Source organism: Phycisphaeraceae bacterium (assembly GCA_020851465.1).
In the GTDB taxonomy this organism is placed as follows: domain Bacteria; phylum Planctomycetota; class Phycisphaerae; order Phycisphaerales; family Phycisphaeraceae; genus JADZCR01.
The window spans coordinates 283,112-304,093 of the sequence record JADZCR010000003.1 but is presented as its reverse complement, the minus strand read 5'-3'; the positions used below and the strand labels follow the sequence as shown (position 1 = coordinate 304,093).

Here is a 20,982-nt window from a genome sequence, read left to right as displayed (position 1 = left end):
GCCCCCCGTTTATCGGTCAATAGAGGATCGTAGCAACAAAGTGCAGCCTGCTCGATCCAGCGTCGATCCCCAACTCATCCACATCCTTGAGAACAATGCCCCAGTCGAGCCGCAGGCTGAGGTTTCGCTTGATCGTCAGTTCCGCACCGATACCGCTGCCGACCAGCGTGGCGTTAAACTCCCCCAGACTCTCGCCATCATTGGTTTTCACGCGGCCGACATCCACAAAAGCACGTAAAAGCAAATCCCAGTCCGGCGTGCCATAGGGATATTGCGGCGCGTAGCGGAACGGCTTGCCAAAAAGTTTGCCCGGCTCCTCCTGCACCTTGAATGCACGAGGAACGTGATAACGGTACTCAGCCGTGCCGACAAACACCGAATCTCCCGCGACGGCTGACTCCGGGTAACCACGCACCGAATAAAACCCGCCGATGGCCTCCTCCTGTTGAGGGATCAGGCGGTAGTCAAAGGTATATTGCCCCCGGAAGGCGAAATAAACTTCATGTGCCAACGTCGCGTGCGGTGAGTTGGGGTCTTCCCACGTCTGATGAAACAGCAGCGGCTCAAGATAAACTGAATGAGACAGATCGACGCGCAGCACTGTCCAGCTTCGGTCGGGTAAGGGACGGCCGAGGTTGTCGATCTGATCTCTGCTGACACCAGTCGTACCGCCGTCCATCCACTCGGCAGTGATAGCGCCTCGCGTGGTATGCCACTCCGCTTGCTGGTCGAGGCGCAGGCCGACGTAAGGAAAGAGGAAGTCTTCCTCTCCCGAAACGGAACCGGGCAGACTGTTGGAGACTTTGACGTTTTCAAATCGCGCACCGGCCACGGCGTCGAGAAAGAGATCGCGATGCTGATAAAAGTTCCACGTCAGTTCACCGCCGGCATTCCAACTCTCACCCTCGAACGTGTCCGCGGCGAACCCGACATCGGTCGCGGTGAACTCACTCCACGCACCGAATAAACGGTAGCGGAATCGGCGGCTGTCACCGATCGGCGAGTCGTAGGACACCGTGACGCCCTGCGTATCCTCGAAGCCGGCCGTAACGTAGTCGATGCTGAGAATGTCATCGTTACCCGTGAGCTGGTTGTGAAACGCGCCGAACCGCTCGCGCCATCGGCTGGTCTCTTTCGTGCCGGTATTGGAGACCTGCGCGTACACCGACCAGGGCTTATTTTCCGTGACGAGGTAGTCGAGCGTCACACCGCCCGGCTCGGCCGAGGGCGATAGTGCCACGTCCGCACGCCGACCGGGATGACGGCTGAGCCAGTGAACGTAATCGTCAAGCCGGTCGCGGCGGAGCAGGTCGGTGCGTGTGGATTTGTTGTCGGCAGCGTCTTGACCCGGTTGGACCGGTTGGATGGGTGACTGCCTGCGTATCCGGGCGTGGGCTTTATTGTCCACCCGTTCGTCGGGATCGACCCGTGCGCCCGAAGCCAAGGTCCGTAATTGATTTACGATGCCAACGGTGATCACCAGCCGCAGCGATTGGTTGTCAGCAGGGCGGAGGTCCTGACCTTCCTGATTGATTTCGAAGGGGTCAGGTGCGACGAATACCCCCATGTAATTTTTCGCCAGATATTGATCGCGGATGGCTTCGAGGATAGTTTGCAACGCGCTGGCGCGGAATGAGTGCGGGCTGCCGTTCAAGTCACGCAATCGGATTTTTTCTGCGGAACCTTCTTTGGCAGGGGCCGTGAAAATGTCGCCGTCGCGTGACAGTCTGACGGTCGTATCCAGAACACTATCCGGATCAGGGAGCTGGGGATGATCGCGCAGGTATCGCGGAACGAAGCTGCTGACGACATAAACCATGTCGTCGGCTTCGTCGCGCCAGGGGGTCGCAGCGCCGGGAGATTCGGGAGGCGCTTTCGATTCAACTTTTGCAGAGAGCGGCGAACTGGCGACCGTAACGCCAACCAGCACCGCTCCCACCTGCGTTTTGAGCTTCATGGACCTCCTATGTCCAGCAGGGCTCATCCTTGCATCGGCAACCGAATTATCGCAGCGGGAAAAAACTGTTTCCCAAACTGCTCCGACTGCTTAACCAAGCAACCTAAGTCGTCGATAAGTCCGAAGTACGCAAATAGCCCAAACTATGGAACGGGAGCAAGTTGTGAATAAATTAATCGCAACCATCACGATGACGGGGCTCTCAACTCTCGCTTTTGGGTGCCAGTCCAACCCTGCCGCTCCCACAAGCAAGTCTTTGATGAACCACTCGTTCGACTCCAGCCGGGTCGCCACGCGGGAGATAATCCGTCTCGGCGCGGGTGACTCCCTGGGCCGCGAAGTGTTTGAGCAGGCGGTCACGGTAGCGCGTGCGGAGGCGAGCAAAATATGGCTGGCCTCGGCGAGCAGCCGTGCGATGCTCCCCGCCTTCACCTCCCATCAGGTCAACGCCGCACCCGTGGCGGCGAATGACGCCATGTGGGCGATGCTGGTTGAGCCTGCAGGCTCCAGCCGTGCCGCAGACGATCTGGAATGTCTGCTCGGCCAATGAGTGATCGAGACTTTTCTCCATCTGATTCTGCTCCCTCCGATTTTGAGTCACGAAGTTCACTTCGATGATCTGGGTCGTCGAAGCGCTGTCGCTGCTATCGCTGCCCCTGCTGCCAGCCATCCCGTCGTCGGCTCAGGGATGGTGGTGATGTGCAGCGACCATTGCTGAAGAGCGCCGATTGCAGCCGGTGCGCCATCCGCGATGTAAAGCGTCCACGTGCCGTTGGCGTTCTCTGTGTTGAAAGTGGCGAGCCGGTCGTTTCCCGCTCCGTCAGCATCGGGATAATAAACGCTGGGTGAGCCGTTCAACGGATTGCCGATGATATCGGTGTCGAGCAAACCCTGTCCCATGTCCTCCGCGCTGTCGCCTGCCGAGTCGTCGTAAGTGATGGCGAAGCTCGCGCTGAGATTGGATGCGTCGCCTCCGGTTTGAGAGCCGTCATCCGGCGTAAACAGACCGGGACGATTCAGCAGTGTCACCAACGTCCCCGCGGGGGACTGGAGCTTGATAGTCAGATCGCCTGCGTAAGTGTGATCGAGCGCGATTGTCACATCCACATCAACGATGATCTGCTCACTTCCTGCCACAATCACCGTGATGGTGCTGGGTGTCATCGATGCCAGGGCGCCTGTGTAGGTGTCGTCGGGAATGGCGAGATTAAGTCCCGCAATAGTCGAGGCATCGGTGATCGTGGCTGCGTGGGTCACCTGGCTGCCATCAAGCAGGACACCCAAACCGGCAATGACAAAAAGACCCGTTGAAAAAAGACGTTTCATGCGAACCCTCGCTTGTGTCCGTGCGCGATCAACCATGCGCGAAATATGGCTTAGGCCGTTAAATCGACCGTTTGACCTGAAATGGATCAAAATCCGACGATTTACGGCTTATAGGACGTTTCGGCTGTATTGCGGAACGTGGTTCGAGATGAGGTTTTGTTCACTGTTCCCGCCTTGCCGGGTAGGATGTCCTGAGCATTTGAGGAGTTAAATGACATGACATCGGGTATCAGTGCGCAGCAGTGGGCCGAGTACGAGCGAGATGGCGTCATCCGTCTGGGGAAAGTCCTTTCTGATGAGGGTCTGGCAAAGCTCCAGAAGCGGATCGACCAGATCATGCTCGGACAGGCGAAGGTGAACTACGACCGGATGCTGATGCAGCTTGACAGCACGACCGGCGCATACGAGGACGCGGGGGTGCAGAGTCGCGGCCACAAAGGGGCGCGGCTGGATTACCGCAAAATTCAGGAATTGGAATTCGACCCGCTGTTCCTGGAGTACATGCAACTGCCGATTTTCCGCGAAATCTGCCGCCACGTGTACGGCGATGTGTCGATCGCCTGCTTCCGAGCGATGTTCTTCAACAAGCCCTCCAATCGCGGCACGATGCTGCCCTGGCATCAGGACCGCTGGAACTACCTCGATAAGGATCCGCTGATCACCGTCTGGTCCGCGCTGGATCCGAGCACGAAAGAGAATGGCTGCGTCCAGTACATCCCCGGCAGCCATCGGCGGCTGATCAACCCATCGCACCTCTCAGGGTTTCTCACGCCGGAGCAGGCAGCGGTGGAATGTCCCGATGAAAAGGCTGAGTACCTCGAACTCAAGCCCGGCGAAGTCGCCCTGCTGCACAACTGGGTCTGTCATCGTTCCGATGTGAATCGCACTGCCATCTCACGGCGGGCGTTCAGCGTCTGTTACATGTCCGCGGATACCAAAGCCGCCAACGGCGAGACGTACTCGACCATCTTTGGTCCGGGGGCGTTGTCTCCCGCAGCCCTGTTGGAAGCCGCAGGCGTTTAACAACGAACAAGGCAAGCCCCCCGCGTCTGCATTACACTTGCCGAGTCTATGCCCGGCGACCACGCTTGGCTTGAGCGAATTGTTGGATCGCGGGTGGTGGATCAATTGGTCCTCCGCCTGCGCGACCATGCGCGCATCGTGGCGGAAGGATCGCAGGGGTCGAGTACGCCTCTCATCACCGGCAGCCTGGCGGTACGCACAAACCGACTGGTCCTGCTCGTGGTGCCTCATCTGGATGATGCGGACGATGCACTCGATGATCTGGAATTGTTCCCTGTAGCGGGAATGGCGTTGTCGTCGGAGCGATTCGGCGCGCTGGAGGTTTTGCCCGGCGAGTCGTCGGTGAGTCTGGAGTTGCTCGCTGAGCGATTGAGCGTCGTCTCGCGGCTTTCCGCACAAGGGCAGAAAAACTCCGGCACGGGTGCGGACATGCCCGGTCTTGCCGGCCCGTGCGTCCTTGTTGCACCGATTCAGGCCCTGATGCAGTCGGTCCCTGAGCCTTCCGCGCTGGGGACGCTTTCGCTGACGCTCCGCAAGGGACTGGAACTTTCCCCCGCCAAACTCATGGATTGGCTGGCGACAGCGGGCTACGCGCGGGTGGATGGCATCGAGGAGCCGGGGCAATTTGCGACCCGTGGCGGGATCGTGGACATCTACCCGCCTGCCGGCGCGGTCAAGGGGACACGCGCCGGAGCCGACGAAGCCCACGCCACCGGCCCGATCCGGCTGGACTACTTTGGTGATGAGATCGAAACCATCCGCCGGATCGATCCCGACACGATGGGTTCGGGCGAGCAGGTTCAGACCATTCAGATCATCGGAGCCAGTGTCCAGCAGCTCCAGAGCGATGATGCGACGACCAATCTGCTGGCACTGCTTCCTTCGGATGCTCTTGTCGTGATGCACGAGATGCTCGAACTGTCCGAGCAGGCTCGCGGTTATTACGAAAGGCTGACAAACCCACGCGGTATCTATCCATTCAACACGATCTTTCAGACCATCACGCGGCGGCAACACGTCGAGATCAACCAGTACTCCTCGACGGGCGACCGCACGCAGGTCGTGAACATGCCCGTGCGCCCTTTGCCGACCTTCGACCACGACGCGGGTAAGGCGGTCGGTGAAGTCGCGGAGATGTCCCGTGAGGGCGAGACGGTCGTGCTGTGTTCCAAAGCGGCGGAGCGTGAACGATTGCTGGAGATCATCGCCGACCATCAGGCGGCTGTTCCGCAGGAAAAGGTGAAGGTCGGGTACCTGCATCGCGGGTTTATCTGGAACGATCAGGAGGCCGGCGATACGTCGGCTCCGCTTTTTCTCATTCCCCATCAGGAGCTTTTCCACCGCTACCACACGCGCCGCCGGGTGCGGCGAATCTCCGCCGCCGGCGGAGCAGGCACGAAGGCGTCCGATGCGTTCCTCGAAATACTCGTGGGAGATTACGTCGTTCACGTCGATCACGGCATCGCGCGGTTCAACGGTCTGCGCACGATGAAGAAGGGCGGTCAGAGCGAGGAGTACCTCACGCTGGAGTTTGATGGTCATGCGTTGCTGCATGTGCCGGCCACGCAGATCGACCTGATTCAGAAGTATGTCGGCGGGTTCCACGGCAGGCCTCCGTTGTCGCTGCTGGGCGGCAAGCGATGGCAGAAGCAGAAGGAGCAGGTCGCCGAAGCGGTCAAGGACTTGGCCGCCGATCTGCTGCGCGTTCAGGCGGCACGCGCCAGCATGCCGGGCATCCGTTACCCAGCCGACACCGCATGGCAGAAGGAGTTTGAGGCGGAGTTTCCCTACGAGGAGACGCCTGACCAGCTCGCCGCCATCGCGCAGATCAAACGCGATATGTCCGACGAGCAGCCGATGGACCGTCTCATCTGCGGCGACGTGGGATTCGGCAAGACCGAGGTGGCGATCCGGGCGGCGTTCAAAACCGCCGAGTACGGCAAGCAGGTCGCGGTGCTCGTCCCCACCACGGTGCTGGCGGAGCAGCACGAGCGGACTTTCCGCACGCGGATGGCCGACTATCCGTTCCGTGTCGAGAGCATCAGCCGGTTTAAGACACCATCGCAGGCGCGGGAGACGCTCAACGCGCTCAAGCGGGGCGAGGTGGACATCATCATCGGCACGCACCGCCTGCTCAGCGCGGATGTGGAATTTGCCGACCTGGGGCTTGTCATCATCGACGAGGAGCAACGCTTCGGCGTCGAGCACAAGCACAAATTCATGCAACTGCGTCTGACGGTGGACGTGCTGACGCTCAGCGCGACGCCGATTCCCCGCACGCTGCATATGTCGATGCTGGGGCTTCGTGATATTTCGTCGCTCTCGACTCCGCCGATGGATCGTCGCGCGATCGTCACGGAAGTGATTCCCTACGACACCCGCCGGATCAAGCAGGCGATCCAGCGTGAGCTGGCGCGTGAGGGGCAGATTTACTTCGTGCATAACCGCGTCTTCGACATTCAGAGCGTAGCCGATGATGTGCAGCGATTGGTGCCCGATGCCAGGATTGTGATCGGTCACGGTCAGATGCCCGGCCACGAGCTGGAAGACGTGATGATGCGGTTTATCCGGCGTGAGGCGGACATCCTCGTCTCGACCACCATCATCGAGTCGGGTCTGGACATTCCGACCGCCAACACCATGTTCATCAACCGTGCCGACCAGTTCGGGCTGGCAGACCTGCACCAGCTTCGCGGGCGTGTCGGCCGCTACAAGCATCGCGCCTATTGCTACCTGCTTCTGCCCGAAGATCGCCCCGTGACCGATGTGGCGTCGCAGCGTCTCCGGGCCATCGAGCAATATGCGATGCTCGGTGCAGGTTTCAAGATCGCGATGCGCGACCTTGAAATCCGTGGCGCGGGGAATCTGCTCGGCGAGGAGCAGTCGGGACATATCGCCGCGGTGGGCTACGAGATGTATTGCCACCTCCTTGAGCAGGCACAGCGTCGCCTCAAGCAGCAGCAGGACAGCGAGCCGCCAAGGACGCATCTGGAGTTGCCGTTGACGGGGCAGATTCCCAAGAGTTACATCGCCAGCGATAAGTTCCGCATGGAAGCGTATCGGCGGTTGAGCCGGGCAGTCACGCTCGATGAGCTTGCCGCCGTGGTACGCGACCTGATCGACGCCTACGGCGAGCCGCCGCCGATTGCCCAAACACTGATTCACCTGACGGAGATTCGTCTGGCCGCGGGATTGCACTTTGTCGAGTCGATCAAACTCGACGGACCGGACCTGATCTTTCGCACTCGTCAACCGCAAAAACTCGACGCTGTTTTCACCGGTGCGCCGGGTCGGGCGACGATGATCGACGATCGCACTGTGTACTACCGCCCGCCGCCCGCCTATCTCGAACCGCCGACGCTCGTGGCGGTGTTGCGGAAATTGCTCGTCCGACCGCTCCAGTTGCAGTCGCCTGCCGAGTAATTTTGCAGTTACCGTCAACTTTTCCGCATTATCTCGCATGAGCGTAAACCTTGGTGATAAATGGAGCTGCGCTGACACAGCCGATTTTTTGCGGTCTTTAACGCCGTAATGCGTGATAATTTTTCTTGCTTGACGCATTGGCGGGGTTTAGCTTGGCTCATTGGTTCCGCTGGGCCTGCATGGTCGGGCTGTCATCTCGCGGGACAGGAAAAACACCCGGACTCATTTCGCCGGGCGGCTGCATAAGGAGGAAAATCGGAGGAAGCGGCGCGTGAGGTCCGAGCTTTGTCGGTGCTGTTGGATCGCTGCGTCTGTGTCGCTGGATGTGAGGTGACGGCCTCCGCCGGCTGGAGCGTGATGCAGGCCCCGCGCGGTTTCCGGGACGCGCGTGGCCGACGGTCGGAGCCGTCGTGCGGCTCAAGTGTGGAACGGTAAGGTTGCTGGGGCGAGTTTGGGGCCGGGCCTGGACGCCCACCGCTCTTGCCGACGGGGAGGAGATGGACCCGCATGCCGGTGGCGTGCGGGTTTTTGTTTCCACGCTTTGCTCCGTCGCATCCGATTCAATCGTCCTCGTCCGGCTCGATGCGTTCAGCAGCTGCGCGGGTAACGTCGCTATCATTCGTGATTCTCTTTCGCTGAGAGTTGAACGTGCTGACTTCACCGCTTTTACCGCAGACGCTGGGCTACATCGCCGGTCAATGGACGCGAGGCGACGCACGGAGCACGCTGACGGTGATCAATCCTGCCACGGGAGAGCCGCTCGCCGAAGTGCCTGACATGGGAGCAGCGGACACCACCAGCGCAATCGGAGCCGCCGCCCGCGTTATGGCGGAACCGCTTCCCGTCGCGCAACGGCGCGACTGGCTCCGCGGCGTGAGCCAATCGCTGCTGGCTGACAAGCAGGAGTTTGGTCGGATCATCACGCTTGAGAACGGCAAACCGCACCGGGAAGGCATCGCGGAGACCGAGTACGCTGCGGGTTTTTTTTCTTACTTCGCTGATCAGCTTCATCACCTTGGCCCCGAAGTGCTTCCGCAGCCGATTCGCGGTGCGCGGTGGACGATTCATCACCGGCCGGCCGGCGTCGCGGCTCTCATCACGCCGTGGAACTTCCCCCTGGCGATGCTCGCTAAAAAAATTGCCCCCGCGCTGGCGGCCGGTTGTGCCGTCGTCGTCAAGCCTTCCGAGCTGACGCCGCTCTCGGCCATCGCGCTCTGCGCCGTCCTGGAGCGGGTCGGTGTGCCGGCGGGTTGGTGCAATCTCGTCTGCGGCGCGCCGGGACCGATTGGTGATGTGATCTGTTCGCATCCCGCGGTGCGCATGGTGAGTTTCACCGGTTCGACCCGCGTCGGCAAACTTTTGCTGGAAAAAACAGCCCCGCACGTCAAACGTCTGGCGTTGGAGCTTGGCGGCAATGCGCCGTTCATCGTGTTCGATGATGCTGACCTCTATGCCGCGGTCGAAGCTCTGATGGCCAATAAGTTCCGCGCCGGCGGCCAGACGTGCGTCTGTGCCAATCGCATTTTCGTGCAACGCGGAATTCTCGATCGCTTTACACAGGCGGCCGCCCAGCGAGTGTCGCAACTGCGCGTCGGTAACGGCATGGACCCGGCCACGGACATCGGGCCGCTCATCAACCGTGCCGTGTTTGAGAAAGTGGAACGCCACGTCTCCGATGCCCTGAAAAAAGGAGCCGCATGTCTGACCGCAGCAGCGGTCACCCGCGCGGACTCGTCCGACCGGACGTGGGGACACTTTTACCCGCCGACGGTTCTCACCGGCATCAGGCCGAACATGGCGCTCACGCAGGAGGAAACCTTTGGCCCGGTGGTGGCGGTGATAGCTTTTGAGGATGAAGCGGAAGCGATCGCCCGTGCTAACGACACGCCTTACGGACTGGCGGGGTACGTCTTCACCGCTGACCCGCAGCGTGGTCAGCGCGTTGCCGCACGAATCCAGTGCGGACACGTCGGCATCAACACCGGTACCGGCCCGACACCTGAAGCGCCCTTCGGCGGCATGAAGGAGTCCGGTCTCGGACGAGAGGGCGGCGTCGAGGGACTTTTGGAGTTCTGCCAGACGCAGACCGTCGCCGACAAGTAACCACAATCTCAAAAATACATTCGATACAATCCAACTCATGATTAACATTGATGAACTCCTTGGTCTCAAACGCTGGAATACACCCACGATCTACAACGGCTGGGAGCAGATCACCAAAGGCGATGCCGGCCGAGATGCTTTCAACCTTGAAGAAACGCGCGACTTCATGCCGCAGATGGGACCGATGGTCGGTTATGCCCTGACACTGGTCATCGAGCCGAGCAATCGACAGCATCGTGCGGACAACCCGGGGGCATTCAGCGAGTTTCGTCGATACCTTGCGAGTGTCAGCGGGCCAAAGATCGTGGTCGTGCAGGATCTCGACAAACCCGCTCTCTACGGATCATTCTGGGGCGAAGTGATGTCGAGTATCGCCAGGTCGCTTGGTTGTGTCGGCACGATCACCGACGGCGGCATCCGTGACCTCGACGAAATGACCGGGGCTGGTTTCAAGGCTCTGGCTCGGCGGCTTTGTGTCGGTCATGCTCATGTAATTCCCGTGCGGTGGGGCGAACCGGTCGTCGTCTTTGGCCGGCGCATCGAACCCGGACAACTCATCCATGCCGATAAGCACGGATTTCTCGCCATCCCCAGAGGCGAGGAGAAAAATCTGCTCGAAGCCGCCCGCTTTATGGATCAGAACGAGTGCAACACGGTGATCGACGCAGCGGTCAACACGGCGGGCAAGTCCATCGACCAGGTGCTGAGCGGCATTGATGAATCGGTCGTTCGCTTCAGCGCAGCAGCCAAAGCGAAGTTCGGCAACAAGGGCGAGTGGTAGCCCGATGGGTATCGGCGCTATCCGCCGGTGTCCAGAAACGCTCCGACATCCGCCTGCGGATCAATCTTCCTCGCCTTTTCAGCAGCGATTTTCGCGTCGCCTTTTCTGCCGAGCTTTGCGTAATACGCAGCGAGGCGGACGAAGTGAACAGCCTGATCCGGCTCAAGCAGCGTCATCGCTTCCAGATGTCGCAGCGCATCGCGTTCGTCACCGCGCTGGAGATTGATGACGGCTGCCAGCTCGCGATAGGCGGCGTTGTACGGGTCACGGTTGAGCGCCCGTTCAGCCGCTGCCGCCGCCGCTCCCAACTGCCCTCTGGCGCGATAGACCTTGGCGAGTTGATAGGACCAGATGCCCGTATTCTGCGTCTGACGGTCGAGCTGTTCGAGTGACCCCATCGCCTCGTCGGGCCGGCCGGTCTTCAACGCCAGGTCGGCCAGCATTTGATCCGACCACGAATCCACCGGCCGCGATGCCGCGTAACGCAGGACCGCCTGCCGCGCAGTCTCCGCATCGCCGGAGTCGATCGCATGTTGAGCTGCGAATCGCAGCAGCGAGGGATTGTCCGGGTATTTGGCCAGCAACGGTGCCAACGCAGCGGGATCAGGAGGTTTGCCGGCTAAAGTTTTGCTGATTTCCGCGTCTTCCGGGCGCACAAGCAGGCCCCATCGTTTCACCTGTTCGGTTGCCCAGATCTGAAATGCCGCCATCAACTCAGCCGATGTCTTGCCGGAGATTTGCTGCAGAGCCGCTTCGTTGGGTACTCCCTGGCCGTAGAGCGTCAGCAGCTTGACGATTGCCTCATGGCCGTAGGTCGCAGTGAGGTACTCCACCATCCAGTGTGCCTGCGCATACGCCAGCGGACGGTCGCGCGGCGTTTTGGGACGGATGAACGCCCAGTTGATCTGATCCAGCGCGAAAAGCTGATGGGATTGCAGCGCGTCCGCCAGCAGACGGCAGGTGTTGTAATCACGTCCGCCCGGCTCCTGCGAAACCGCGCAGGCTTCCGTAAACCAGTGCGGCAGACGATTGCGCGTCTGCGCGAGAGTCACCGTGTGGACAAACTCGTGGCGGATCACCCGATCCCAGTCGAACGCTCCGCGCTGATGCGCCCCCGCACGCGGCGGAGTGATGGCGATTACATCACCCGTGCTGGCGCCGATCGTCCAGATTTCCGGCAATCCCGTGATGCGCACCGCGAACCATTTCTCATCCGGCAGTACCTCGATCAGCGTCTTGTTTTCCGGCTGATACTGGAAAACCGAGGTTACGTCGGCGTACATCTGCTCGACCATCTCCTGAAGATCACGCGCGAGAACTTCATCAATCCCCGGCTTGTAACGAATGAGGAAATGCGGCGTCTCCAGCTTGCCCCAGGTCAGTAATTCGTCGATGAGCTTGAGCTGATTCGAGACGCGGAAGTTAAACGGGTCCAGATCGCTGGCACGCTTCAGCTCGGTCTGCGCGGCGGTTTCATCACCCGACTGCATCAACAGCAGACCCAGCTCGACACGCGGGTCCGGCCAGTTCGGTGCCAGCTCAATGGCACGGCGGAGCATGGCCTCGCTGGCCTTGTATTGCCGTGCCTGCGCGAGGTACTTGCCGACGGTGAAGAACGCCAGCGGGTTTTTCGGTGCCAGTTGGTCAAATCGCGCCAGAGCTGTGTCGCGGGCGGAGTCGTTGAACAGCAACGCCTCCACTGCTGCATCGAGGGCCAGCAGGTTTCGCTGCCGGGGATATCGCTTGAGAGCTTCGCCGATCACCTGCTGGGCAGCTTGGGCGTCACGCTGGGCGAGCAATAGGCGAACCTCCGCGTCGTCAGCCAGCGGATGTTGCGGATTGATGTCGCGGAGCCTGGCGACGCAGGCGGCGGCTTTGTCGAAATCAAAATACTCCGCGCTCATCCGTGCCAGTAGGTACCACGCTTCGCTCGCCTGTGGATTGAGCCGCAGCGTGTCGAGGATCGCCCCCGATGCTTCAGCGGGATTGTCTTTCTCGTCGAGCAGGCGGGCTTCAGCCAGATAAGCCGGCCAGTACATGCGGTCGAGTTCACCGCGTGCCTTGGCCAGCAGCGACAGCGCGAGGCGGTAATCCTGAGCCGGGCGACCTTCGAGCCGAGCGAGCATGAGCAGCCCCTCGGTCGCGGCAGTCAACTCCGCTGCGTCAGTCAGATCGCCTGCCTTGAGCGTCTCCCGCAGAGGAGTCAACATGGCCAGGCTTTCAGCAACCCGGCCAAGGTCTTCAAGGGCGCGAGCCTTGAGCAGCGTCGCTTCCGCGGACGTGTCCTTGTCCAGCAAGGCCAGCGTCTGTTCCGGCTCGCCTCGGAGCAGCGCAGCCTTGGCCCGCAGGACCACGGGCACATCCTGGCTGAACACGGAATTGTTCAGGTCGTAGCGTTGCAGGGCGACCTGTGCCTGCTCGGTGATGGTCAAATCCTTGAGTCGATCCGACTGGCCGTGGAAAATGGCCAGGCTTCTCCGCTCAGCCGGACTGAGCGATTTATCGTCGAGGAGCTTGGTGACCGTGGGGGCCAGCTCGACGTTGAAGTCAGGCTTGCCGGCCGGGGATGCGGCAGCATGGCCGGACGCGGCAGGCAGCAGGATTCCCAGCAGGACCAGCCAGAGCAGGGATAGGGGGCCGGGACCACCCGCGCGGCGGCTGGCGTTGGACGGAGGGAGATGAGCGGCGGTACGGATCATGGCCGGAATCCCTTGGGCGGCACGTGCCGCATTCTTGGAGTATTTAACCAAAGCGGGCATAAAAAGTCAAGTAGTCGAATAATTTTTTATCTCAAGGGCGCGATAGGATCAGGTCATGACGGATCAGCATGTGACGGACGTTCGGGCGGGGGAGTTCCCGATTCTGGGGAAGCTGGCGTTTTTCAATCATGCCGGCGTCGCGCCGATCAGCGGCCGCGCCGCCGCAGCCGTCAGAGCTTATGCCGATCAGGCGGAATCCCTGTCCTACCTCAACTCGCACTGGTACTCCCGGGCGCGGCAGGTCAAGCGGCTGGCCGCCCGGCTCATCGGCGCTGCCGGTGAAGCGGAGATCGCTTTGATCCCCAACACCTCGACCGGCATCAGTCTCGTCGCCAAGGGCATCGACTGGCGGCCGGGCGATCATGTCGTCATCACCAACGTCGAATATCCCGCCAACCGTTATCCGTGGGAGGACCTGAAGCGGTTCGGCGTGGAGATCGTCGAGGTGCCGCAACATGCCGATGGCCGCATTGATGTCGAGGATGTCACGCAGGCGGTGACCGATCGCACGCGCGTGGTCGCCATTTCGCATGTGCAGTATGCGTCCGGCTACCGGATCGACCTCAAGCCCATCAGCGAGATGGTTCACAACGCCGGCGGGCTGCTCTGCGTGGATGCGATCCAGAGTGTCGGCGCGATGCCGGTGAACGTCAGCGAGCTGGGGATCGACTTTCTTTCCGCCGACGGCCACAAGTGGCTGCTGTCGCCTGAAGGCTGCGGTATTTTTTATTGCCGTGAAAGTCTCATCTCCACGCTGCATCCCAACATCGTCGGCTGGATGAACATGGTCAACGCCTCCGATTACGGCAACTATCAATTTGAGTTTCAGCGCGACGCGCGAAGGTTTGAGCCTGGCAGCTACAACATTCCCGGCATCATGGGACTCGGTGCGTCACTCGAATTGATCCTCGAATACGGCATCGAAAATATCTGGTCGAGAATTGAGTCGTTGACCGCCCGTCTCTGCGACGGATTACGCGCGAAGGGCTACCGTGTTTTCAGCCCTCGCAACAACGGCGAGCGCAGCGGGATCGTCAGCTTCATCCCGCCTGCACCAGCGGTACGGAGCGTGCCTCCGCTGGAGAAAATCGTCGCGGATCTGGAGTCACGCGGGATCGTCATCGTGGTGCGGGAAGGGCGGCTGCGTGCCAGCCCGCACTTCTACAACACGCCTGAACAAATCGACCAGTTAATCGAAGCATTGCCTTGACCAACGGGCGCGGGATCAGGACCAACCCGTGTGGAGATCATGTACAAACTCCTCGCTGATCTTGTCGCACTCGTTCATGCAGCGTTCATCGTGTTCGTCGTTGGCGGCGAACTGCTGATCGTCATTGGTCTCTTTCGTCGCTGGCGGTGGGTGCGCCATCTGCCGTTCCGCATTGTGCATCTGGTCTGCATCGGTTACGTCGTTGCGGAGGCGTGGCTCGGCGTGAATTGCCCGCTGACGGTCTGGGAGGAGCAGCTACGTGTAGCGGCGAAGCAGCAGGGTTATCCGCGCGGTTTCATCGGCTACTGGGTGCATCAGCTCTTTTTCTTCGATGCGCCGCCGTGGGTCTTCACGCTCGCCTATTCACTCTTTGGTGCGGCGGTGGCGGCGACGTTCATCTGGGGCGCGCCGCGGCGAAGTCGATCTGCTCGTGAGGAAACTAGCGGAGAAAACGCCCGCCGTTGATGTCGAGCAGCGAGCCGTTGGTAAAGCTCGCCGCATCGCTCGCCAGAAACAGCACCGCGTTGGCGACTTCCTCGGCCTTGCCGTTGCGCGCCAGCGGCGTCTGCCTGCGGTAGTTCTCCATCGCTTCGGCACTGCTGGCGACCTCGTGATGTCGCGTCTCGATCACGCCGGGCATTACCGCGTTGGTCCTTACCTGCGGAGCCAGCTCGCGCGCCAATGTCCGTGTGAAAGTGAGCAGGCCGCCCTTGGCTGCGCCATAGGCTCCGGCACCGTTCGCCCCGCCGGTCTGGACCGACAGCGAGAGGATGTTGATGATCGAGCCTTTGCCGCTTTTCCGCAGCGAGGGGATCGCGCGTTTCGTCACCAGAAAAGCACTGGTGAGATTCGCCGTCAGCGTGCGGTTCCACAGGTCGAGTGAGCAACCCTCGATCGTGGCACGCTCCAGCAACGCGCCGGCATTGTTGACGAGAATGTCCAGCCGCCCCAGTTTTTCAACGGCTGCATCGACGACGGCATTGGCGTCATCTTCGCGCGTCAGGTCGCCCTGGATGACTGCGCCTTCGCCGCCGCCAGCACGGATTTGGCGGAGCGTCTCGTCCGCGCCGGCCCGGCTGGAGTTGTAGTGGATCGACACCTTTGCGCCAGCGGCACCCAGCGCGACCGCCACCGCCTGACCGATCCCGACTCCAGCCCCGGTCACCAATGCTGCTCTACCCGAAAGATCGAAAGCGCGATTTACTGTCATGGTTAAGCCCGTTGCGTCTGAGGAATCAAGTCGGCGAGCGTAACGAAGTTTGTCAAAGCGGGCGAGTCGGCTTGCCTTCGCCTTCGGCGACAAACAGTCTGTACGCATCAGCACGACAATCGGCCGTCTCCGTAGTAAGAGCTTCCAACAGCGCAATTAGTGGATTGCCCGTGTTTTACGGCGGTCGGCAGCCTAAAATCGTTATAACTCTCCCCTGAATTTTGCATGCGTGCAAAACCGTCGTATTTTCGTAAGTTACTGAAAATAAACGAGTAACAACTGCAAAATTGACGTAAACGCCGTAATTCGGTAAGCTGATCGCCCTTATGCCGACCTCCACCATGAAAACCAAGCGCCACTCCGGCAAGTCTTCCTCGCACACCGCCAAAAAAGCTGCCCCCGCCAAGTCGCACACCGCTTCGGGTGGCAGCAACTATCAGGCGATGCTTCGCTGGCTATACGAGCACACCGACTACGAGCGTCTCCGCATCGTGCCTTACAACAGCAAGACGTTCAACCTTGAGCGTGTGCGCAAACTTCTGGGGCACCTCGACGACCCGCACAAGGAACTCAAATGCGTTCACGTCGCCGGCACCAAGGGCAAGGGTTCGACCTGTGCCATGCTCGCGTCGATGCTTCAGGCGTGCGGGTACACCGTGGGGCTTTACACCAGCCCGCACCTGGTGGATATCCGCGAGAGGATTCAGATTGACGGTCAGATGATCAGTCATGCCGACCTGGCCGACCTGCTCAAGCAGATCGAAAAGATCGAGGATAAGTTCGGCGATCATCCGCCGAGCTTTTTCGAGATCATCACCGCTGCGGCTCTGCGCTACTTCGCAGATCAGGCGGTGGATATCGTGGTATTGGAAACGGGACTGGGCGGACGTCTCGATGCGACGAACGTGGTCACGCCTTTGGTCTGCGGGCTGACGCACATCAGTCTCGACCACATGAACATCCTCGGCCGGGATCTTGGGACGATCGCCAAGGAAAAGGCCGGCATCATGAAGAAGGGCGTGCCGGTCATCAGCGTCGAGCAGGACCCAGCCGTTGTCCGCTCGTTTGAGGAAGCCGCAGCAGCGGTCAGTGCTCCGCTGGAGTTTACGGGCAAGGAGATCGACTTCAGCTATCGCTTCGAGGCCAACCGCGAGTTAGGCCCGCACACGCGCGTGTGCATCACCACGCCGACGAGCCGCTGGGAGCACCTCGCGGTGCCGATGCGTGGTGAACACCAGGCGTTCAACTGCGGCCTTGCCCTGGCGATGCTCGACAAGCTCAAGGCCCACGGCTTCAACATCCCGGAAGAAAAAATGGTCGCCGGCCTGACCGCGACGCAGCTTCACGGTCGGATGGAGCAGATCAACACCGAGCCGCGCATCCTGATCGACGGCGCGCACAACGCGACCTCGATTCAGGCCCTCATCCGCGCACTGGGCGCCCACATCCAGTACGACTCACTGGTGGTGATCTTCGGATGCGGCCAGGACAAAGACGTCAACGGCATGCTCAAGCAGCTCGCGCTGGGTGCGGACAAGATCATCTTCACCAAGGCTCGCACGAATCCCCGCGCCAGCGAGCCGGAGGAGTTGATGTCCAAGTTCAACGACCTGTCGGGCAAGATGGCGCAGGTCGCACCGACGCTGGAGGACGCCCTGCGTCTGGCCGGTCGTGCGGTCAGCCGCGAAGACCTCATCATCGTCACCGGCAGCTTCTACCTGGCAGGCGAAGCGAAGAAATACTTCGGCGATCAGGCCAACGCGATCAAACGGGCTAAGGCCGGCCGGTAAGCCAGCCGGAGTCGCAGCAGCGTCGTACACGCGGGATGAGTCGCAGCACGCAGCGGCGGTGAGTCACCGCATCGGATCCGGTCACATGGCCACCACCGACATCCTCGCCATCGACTGTCACGCCCACTACGGCGACTGCACCGATAAAAATCCGCATACGAACTACTGCATGTCCGCCGATGCAGCCACGGTTGTCGAGCGGGCGACCGCCTCACGGATCCAGTTCACCATCGCTTCGCCATTGCTGGGGCTTTTTCCGCGCGGGAAGGCTGACGCCGTTAAGGGCAATGAGGAAGCGGCCCGCATCGTCCCGCAGACGCCCGGCCTGCTCCAACTGGCGATTGTCAATCCGCTCCAGCCGGAGACTTTTGAGCAGGCGAGGCAAATGCTCCAGTCCAGGACGTGCGTCGGCCTGAAGTTTCACCCGGAGGAGCATCGCTACCCCATCACCGAGCACGGCGAGAAGCTGTTCGCCTTCGCTGCCCAGATGAGAGCTTCCGTCATGGTGCACAGCGGCGAGGCGCTGAGCCTGCCCGATGATTACGTCGTCTTTGCCAATCGCTACCCGGAAATGAAACTCCTGCTGGCGCACATCGGATGCAGCCATGTGGGCGATCTGACGATCCAGTGTCGGGCGATTCAGAAAAGCAGGCACGGCAACGTATGGGCGGATACGTCCAGCGCGATGAGCATCATCCCGCGCAACATCGAGTGGACGGTCAGCCAGGTCGGCGCGGAGCGCGTCTGCTTCGGCACGGATACGCCGCTCTACGTCACAGCCATGCAGCGGGCCAGGATCGATCATGCGGAGCTGACGGATCAGCAGAAGCGGCTGATCCTGCGGGAAAATGCGTTCAATCTGTTCCCGAAACTCGCGCTGCACGTCGGGCAGGCGATGGCGACCGCGTAAAATCCCTGCTGCTCTGAACTCCTGGACCACCGCCGATTCGTCTGATGCGGTACGGTAATGCTTATGCTTCGCATCGGTTCCGTCACGCTTGCGACTAACGTCCTGCTCGCTCCGATTGCCGGCTACTGCGATCTGGCGTTCCGCTTGATCGTGCGCTCAATCAGCGGGCCGTCGGGCGGAGTCGGTTTGGCGTGTACCGATCTGCTCTGCCCGCAGGCGTTGCTCTCGGAAAATCACAAATCCATGTGGCTGGCCGCGACGTGTCCGGAGGACCAGCCGTTGTGCATGCAGCTTTACGGTGCGCAGGCCGACATCCTCGCTCAGGCGGCACGCTGGGCTGAGACTCACGGCGCCACGACCATCGACATCAACATGGGCTGTCCCGTCGATAAGGTCACGAAAAAAAACGGCGGCTCGATGCTCCTCTGCACGCCCGACAGCACCATCGCGCTGGCACGGCAAGTGGTCGAAGCGGTAAAAATCCCCGTCACCGCCAAGCTGCGGCTCGGCTGGAGCGATGACCAGATCGTCGCGCCGACGCTTGCGCCTCGCCTCGCCGATGTCGGCATCGCGGCGATCACGATTCATGGCCGGACCACGCAGCAGATGTTCAAGCCCAGTGTCCGGCTCGATGGGATCGCGCGGGTCGTCGAAGCGGTGAAGGCGAAACATCCCGCTGTGCCGGTCATTGGTAACGGCGACATCAAGACGCCCGCCGATGCGAAGCACATGATTGCCGTCACCGGCTGTGACGGTGTGATGATCGCCCGCGGCGCGCTGGGCCAGCCGTGGATTTTCCGTGATACCGCTCATCTGTTGCGCACAGGTCAGACACTTGCGCCGCTGCCCCGTTCCGAACGTGCCCGAATCGTGCTGCGTCATTTTGAAAATCTGCTGCGTTTGCGCAGCTCGATCGGCTCGCACGCACCGCATAGCCGGGGAGGTAATCCGATTGACCCTGAACGGATCGCGCTCAACACGATCAAGTCACGGATCAGTTGGTACTCCGCCCATCTCCAGCCGTGGCCGATGCTCCGAGGCAAGGTGCAGGCGATCACTTCCGCTGATGAGTTCCGGGAGTTCATGCTCCGGGGGATCGAACAGATCGAGGCCGACGACGAACCGGCTCCGCTGGCGACGGTCTGACCCAGCGCGGTTTGATAAACAGCGTAACGCGGGGTTTTCAGCGGGTGACGAAATCCCGGAAGTTCTCCCGCAGCAGCAGTCGTGCGTCGTTCTTCATCTGCTGAACGGAAACTTCATAACCCGACTCTTCCAGCTTCGCGTATTGATCCGCCAGCACGTTGGCGATGATCTTCCGGCTGTGATCCCACTTGTAGATGAGTTGATCGAGTACCCGCGCATCGGAGTGCTGCGGGCAGAAGCTGCTGCCGAGCAACTCGATCCGCATCCGCGTGATTTCCTCGATCAGCGAAGGGTTGTTGAGAAACCACCAGCAGCCGAAGATCATCAGGTTGCCGAACTTTCGCGCAGCCACGCAAAGCTCGTGCTGGTTATCGCGTGAGAGCATGGTGACGAGGAATTTATTTGCGGGGAATTCGCGGCAGAGATTCACGACGCTCATCACGTCGGCTTTACCCACCATGTCGCCCGCATCGCGCAGATGAGGATTGACGCGCAGCTGTGACCCGATCATCATCGCCAGCGGCAACTTTCTCTCCGCCAGGAGCGGCAGCAGGCAATCACGCATCACCCGATCAGCCCCGGAGTTTTCGCCCTGGGGAAACCGGAATTCCGGACCAAGACTGACCGCGACGTAGATCGCTTTCATCCGGTCGAGCCACGAAGCCAGAAACCGCTTGACCTCTGCGACGGTCTGCCCGCCAAAGTCGGGTTGAACCTTGAAGCCCCATTGCGTGAGCAGGCCGGCGGCGGCAGGCCAGGCGCGTAACAAAGGATCAATGCGCAGCACCGCCGCGAAGCGCGGGTCATCGCCGATCCTGTCCGCTCGAATGTCGCCCGGCTTGCGATTCCAGAGCGAACGCTCGTGATCGTCAAACACCGGATTAGTCATCGTGATCGAATCGACGTTGGCGATTTCCATGACCTTGTCGATGTAGCGATCGGGATTTTGCCCGCCAAACCACTTGCGGTATTTCCGCAGTGTCTTTTCGTGCGGGTCCAGCCCCAGTCGTTCCAGCGTCGTCAGGACGCCGCGGCAGGCTTCACTCAGAGGAGTCCGCTCGACAAACAGATGTTTCCAGATGTGGTCCGCCTGCTCGGATTTGCTCATCGCCCAGAAAGTTTCGTAAGGCAGGCTGTCGCGGCCGGCTGCGGGAACCACGCGGAAAACCTCCGCGACGAGATAGTGGTAGGTGACCAGCTCATCAATGCCCCAGAGGAGCAGACCGCCGGGATCGGGCGACGCGCCGAAACTCGGCGGATAACAGTGCGTGTGCAGATCGGTGACGGGCTGCGCGTTGACTATTTTCGTGACGCGAGCCAGCAGTTGTTTGGTTGCGGACATGG

Annotated in this window: 15 protein-coding genes; 10 read left to right on the top strand and 5 right to left on the bottom strand. The window is 60.9% G+C overall.

The annotated features are described in order from the left end of the window. Positions 1-16 precede the first annotated feature (16 nt). Positions 17-1,957 carry a ShlB/FhaC/HecB family hemolysin secretion/activation protein gene (locus tag IT444_04595; protein ID MCC7192044.1) on the bottom strand — a complete coding sequence of 647 codons (1,941 nt, stop codon included), beginning with the start codon at positions 1,955-1,957 and terminating at the stop codon, positions 17-19. Positions 1,958-2,216: 259 nt separating this feature from the next. Between IT444_04595 and IT444_04590 the strand changes: the two genes are divergently transcribed. Beyond that, entirely contained in the window at positions 2,217-2,507 is a 291-nt protein-coding gene (locus IT444_04590) for a hypothetical protein (protein ID MCC7192043.1), read from the top strand. A 56-nt stretch (positions 2,508-2,563) separates the two neighbouring features. Here IT444_04590 and IT444_04585 read toward each other — a convergent pair whose 3' ends face one another. After that, positions 2,564-3,283: a proprotein convertase P-domain-containing protein gene (locus tag IT444_04585; protein MCC7192042.1), complete on the bottom strand. Its 720-nt coding sequence runs from the start codon at positions 3,281-3,283 to the stop codon at positions 2,564-2,566. 216 nt (positions 3,284-3,499) lie between these two features. On the opposite strand from IT444_04585, the gene IT444_04580 reads away from it, so the two are divergent. The 4 genes from IT444_04580 (at position 3,500) to IT444_04565 (ending at position 10,613) form a co-directional block, all read left to right on the top strand. Continuing rightward, positions 3,500-4,306, top strand: coding sequence for a phytanoyl-CoA dioxygenase family protein (locus IT444_04580; GenBank protein MCC7192041.1), 807 nt, complete (start codon positions 3,500-3,502; stop codon positions 4,304-4,306). 48 nt (positions 4,307-4,354) lie between these two features. Continuing rightward, the gene (mfd, locus tag IT444_04575; GenBank protein MCC7192040.1) at positions 4,355-7,729 is read left to right on the top strand and encodes a transcription-repair coupling factor; all 3,375 of its coding nucleotides are present in this window, start codon (positions 4,355-4,357) and stop codon (positions 7,727-7,729) included. 648 nt (positions 7,730-8,377) lie between these two features. Further along, on the top strand, positions 8,378-9,832 hold the full coding sequence (locus tag IT444_04570) for an NAD-dependent succinate-semialdehyde dehydrogenase (protein ID MCC7192039.1): 1,455 nt from the start codon (positions 8,378-8,380) through the stop codon (positions 9,830-9,832). Positions 9,833-9,869: 37 nt separating this feature from the next. After that, the gene (locus IT444_04565; GenBank protein MCC7192038.1) at positions 9,870-10,613 is read left to right on the top strand and encodes an RraA family protein; all 744 of its coding nucleotides are present in this window, start codon (positions 9,870-9,872) and stop codon (positions 10,611-10,613) included. Between the two features lie 17 nt (positions 10,614-10,630). Here IT444_04565 and IT444_04560 read toward each other — a convergent pair whose 3' ends face one another. After that, positions 10,631-13,312 carry a hypothetical protein gene (locus IT444_04560; protein MCC7192037.1) on the bottom strand — a complete coding sequence of 894 codons (2,682 nt, stop codon included), beginning with the start codon at positions 13,310-13,312 and terminating at the stop codon, positions 10,631-10,633. Positions 13,313-13,427: 115 nt separating this feature from the next. Here IT444_04560 and IT444_04555 point away from each other — a divergent pair, with 115 nt between their 5' ends. Continuing rightward, positions 13,428-14,582 (top strand): aminotransferase class V-fold PLP-dependent enzyme, encoded by a 1,155-nt coding sequence (locus IT444_04555; GenBank protein MCC7192036.1) that lies wholly within the window; start codon positions 13,428-13,430, stop codon positions 14,580-14,582. A gap of 39 nt (positions 14,583-14,621) precedes the next feature. After that, positions 14,622-15,047 carry a DUF2784 domain-containing protein gene (locus tag IT444_04550; GenBank protein MCC7192035.1) on the top strand — a complete coding sequence of 142 codons (426 nt, stop codon included), beginning with the start codon at positions 14,622-14,624 and terminating at the stop codon, positions 15,045-15,047. Here IT444_04550 and IT444_04545 read toward each other — a convergent pair. Further along, positions 15,022-15,792 carry an SDR family oxidoreductase gene (locus tag IT444_04545; GenBank protein ID MCC7192034.1) on the bottom strand — a complete coding sequence of 257 codons (771 nt, stop codon included), beginning with the start codon at positions 15,790-15,792 and terminating at the stop codon, positions 15,022-15,024. The genes IT444_04550 and IT444_04545 overlap by 26 nt on opposite strands. Before the next feature lie 326 nt (positions 15,793-16,118). Between IT444_04545 and IT444_04540 the strand changes: the two genes are divergently transcribed. From IT444_04540 to IT444_04530, 3 genes are all read left to right on the top strand, one after another. Beyond that, positions 16,119-17,582 (top strand): bifunctional folylpolyglutamate synthase/dihydrofolate synthase, encoded by a 1,464-nt coding sequence (locus IT444_04540; protein ID MCC7192033.1) that lies wholly within the window; start codon positions 16,119-16,121, stop codon positions 17,580-17,582. Between the two features lie 85 nt (positions 17,583-17,667). Beyond that, positions 17,668-18,492, top strand: a complete 825-nt coding sequence (locus IT444_04535) for an amidohydrolase family protein (protein MCC7192032.1) — start codon at positions 17,668-17,670, stop codon at positions 18,490-18,492. 63 nt (positions 18,493-18,555) lie between these two features. After that, a complete protein-coding gene (locus IT444_04530) occupies positions 18,556-19,638 on the top strand; it encodes a tRNA-dihydrouridine synthase (protein MCC7192031.1) in 1,083 nt (360 codons plus the stop codon). Between the two features lie 37 nt (positions 19,639-19,675). On the opposite strand, the gene IT444_04525 is transcribed toward IT444_04530, so the two are convergent. Then, complete coding sequence (locus tag IT444_04525; GenBank protein ID MCC7192030.1) at positions 19,676-20,980, bottom strand: hypothetical protein; 1,305 nt, start codon at positions 20,978-20,980, stop codon at positions 19,676-19,678. Positions 20,981-20,982 lie beyond the last annotated feature (2 nt).

Bases quoted from the DNA above. Each gene is read 5' to 3' on its own strand.
- IT444_04595 (MCC7192044.1), bottom strand. From the start codon at position 1,957: ATGAAGCTCAAAACGCAGGTGGGAGCGGTGCTGGTTGGCGTTACGGTC.
- IT444_04590 (MCC7192043.1), top strand. From the start codon at position 2,217: ATGAACCACTCGTTCGACTCCAGCCGGGTCGCCACGCGGGAGATAATC.
- IT444_04585 (MCC7192042.1), bottom strand. From the start codon at position 3,283: ATGAAACGTCTTTTTTCAACGGGTCTTTTTGTCATTGCCGGTTTGGGT.
- IT444_04580 (MCC7192041.1), top strand. From the start codon at position 3,500: ATGACATCGGGTATCAGTGCGCAGCAGTGGGCCGAGTACGAGCGAGAT.
- mfd (MCC7192040.1), top strand. From the start codon at position 4,355: ATGCCCGGCGACCACGCTTGGCTTGAGCGAATTGTTGGATCGCGGGTG.
- IT444_04565 (MCC7192038.1), top strand. From the start codon at position 9,870: ATGATTAACATTGATGAACTCCTTGGTCTCAAACGCTGGAATACACCC.
- IT444_04560 (MCC7192037.1), bottom strand. From the start codon at position 13,312: ATGATCCGTACCGCCGCTCATCTCCCTCCGTCCAACGCCAGCCGCCGC.
- IT444_04555 (MCC7192036.1), top strand. From the start codon at position 13,428: ATGACGGATCAGCATGTGACGGACGTTCGGGCGGGGGAGTTCCCGATT.
- IT444_04550 (MCC7192035.1), top strand. From the start codon at position 14,622: ATGTACAAACTCCTCGCTGATCTTGTCGCACTCGTTCATGCAGCGTTC.
- IT444_04545 (MCC7192034.1), bottom strand. From the start codon at position 15,792: ATGACAGTAAATCGCGCTTTCGATCTTTCGGGTAGAGCAGCATTGGTG.
- IT444_04540 (MCC7192033.1), top strand. From the start codon at position 16,119: ATGCCGACCTCCACCATGAAAACCAAGCGCCACTCCGGCAAGTCTTCC.
- IT444_04535 (MCC7192032.1), top strand. From the start codon at position 17,668: ATGGCCACCACCGACATCCTCGCCATCGACTGTCACGCCCACTACGGC.
- IT444_04530 (MCC7192031.1), top strand. From the start codon at position 18,556: ATGCTTCGCATCGGTTCCGTCACGCTTGCGACTAACGTCCTGCTCGCT.
- IT444_04525 (MCC7192030.1), bottom strand. From the start codon at position 20,980: ATGTCCGCAACCAAACAACTGCTGGCTCGCGTCACGAAAATAGTCAAC.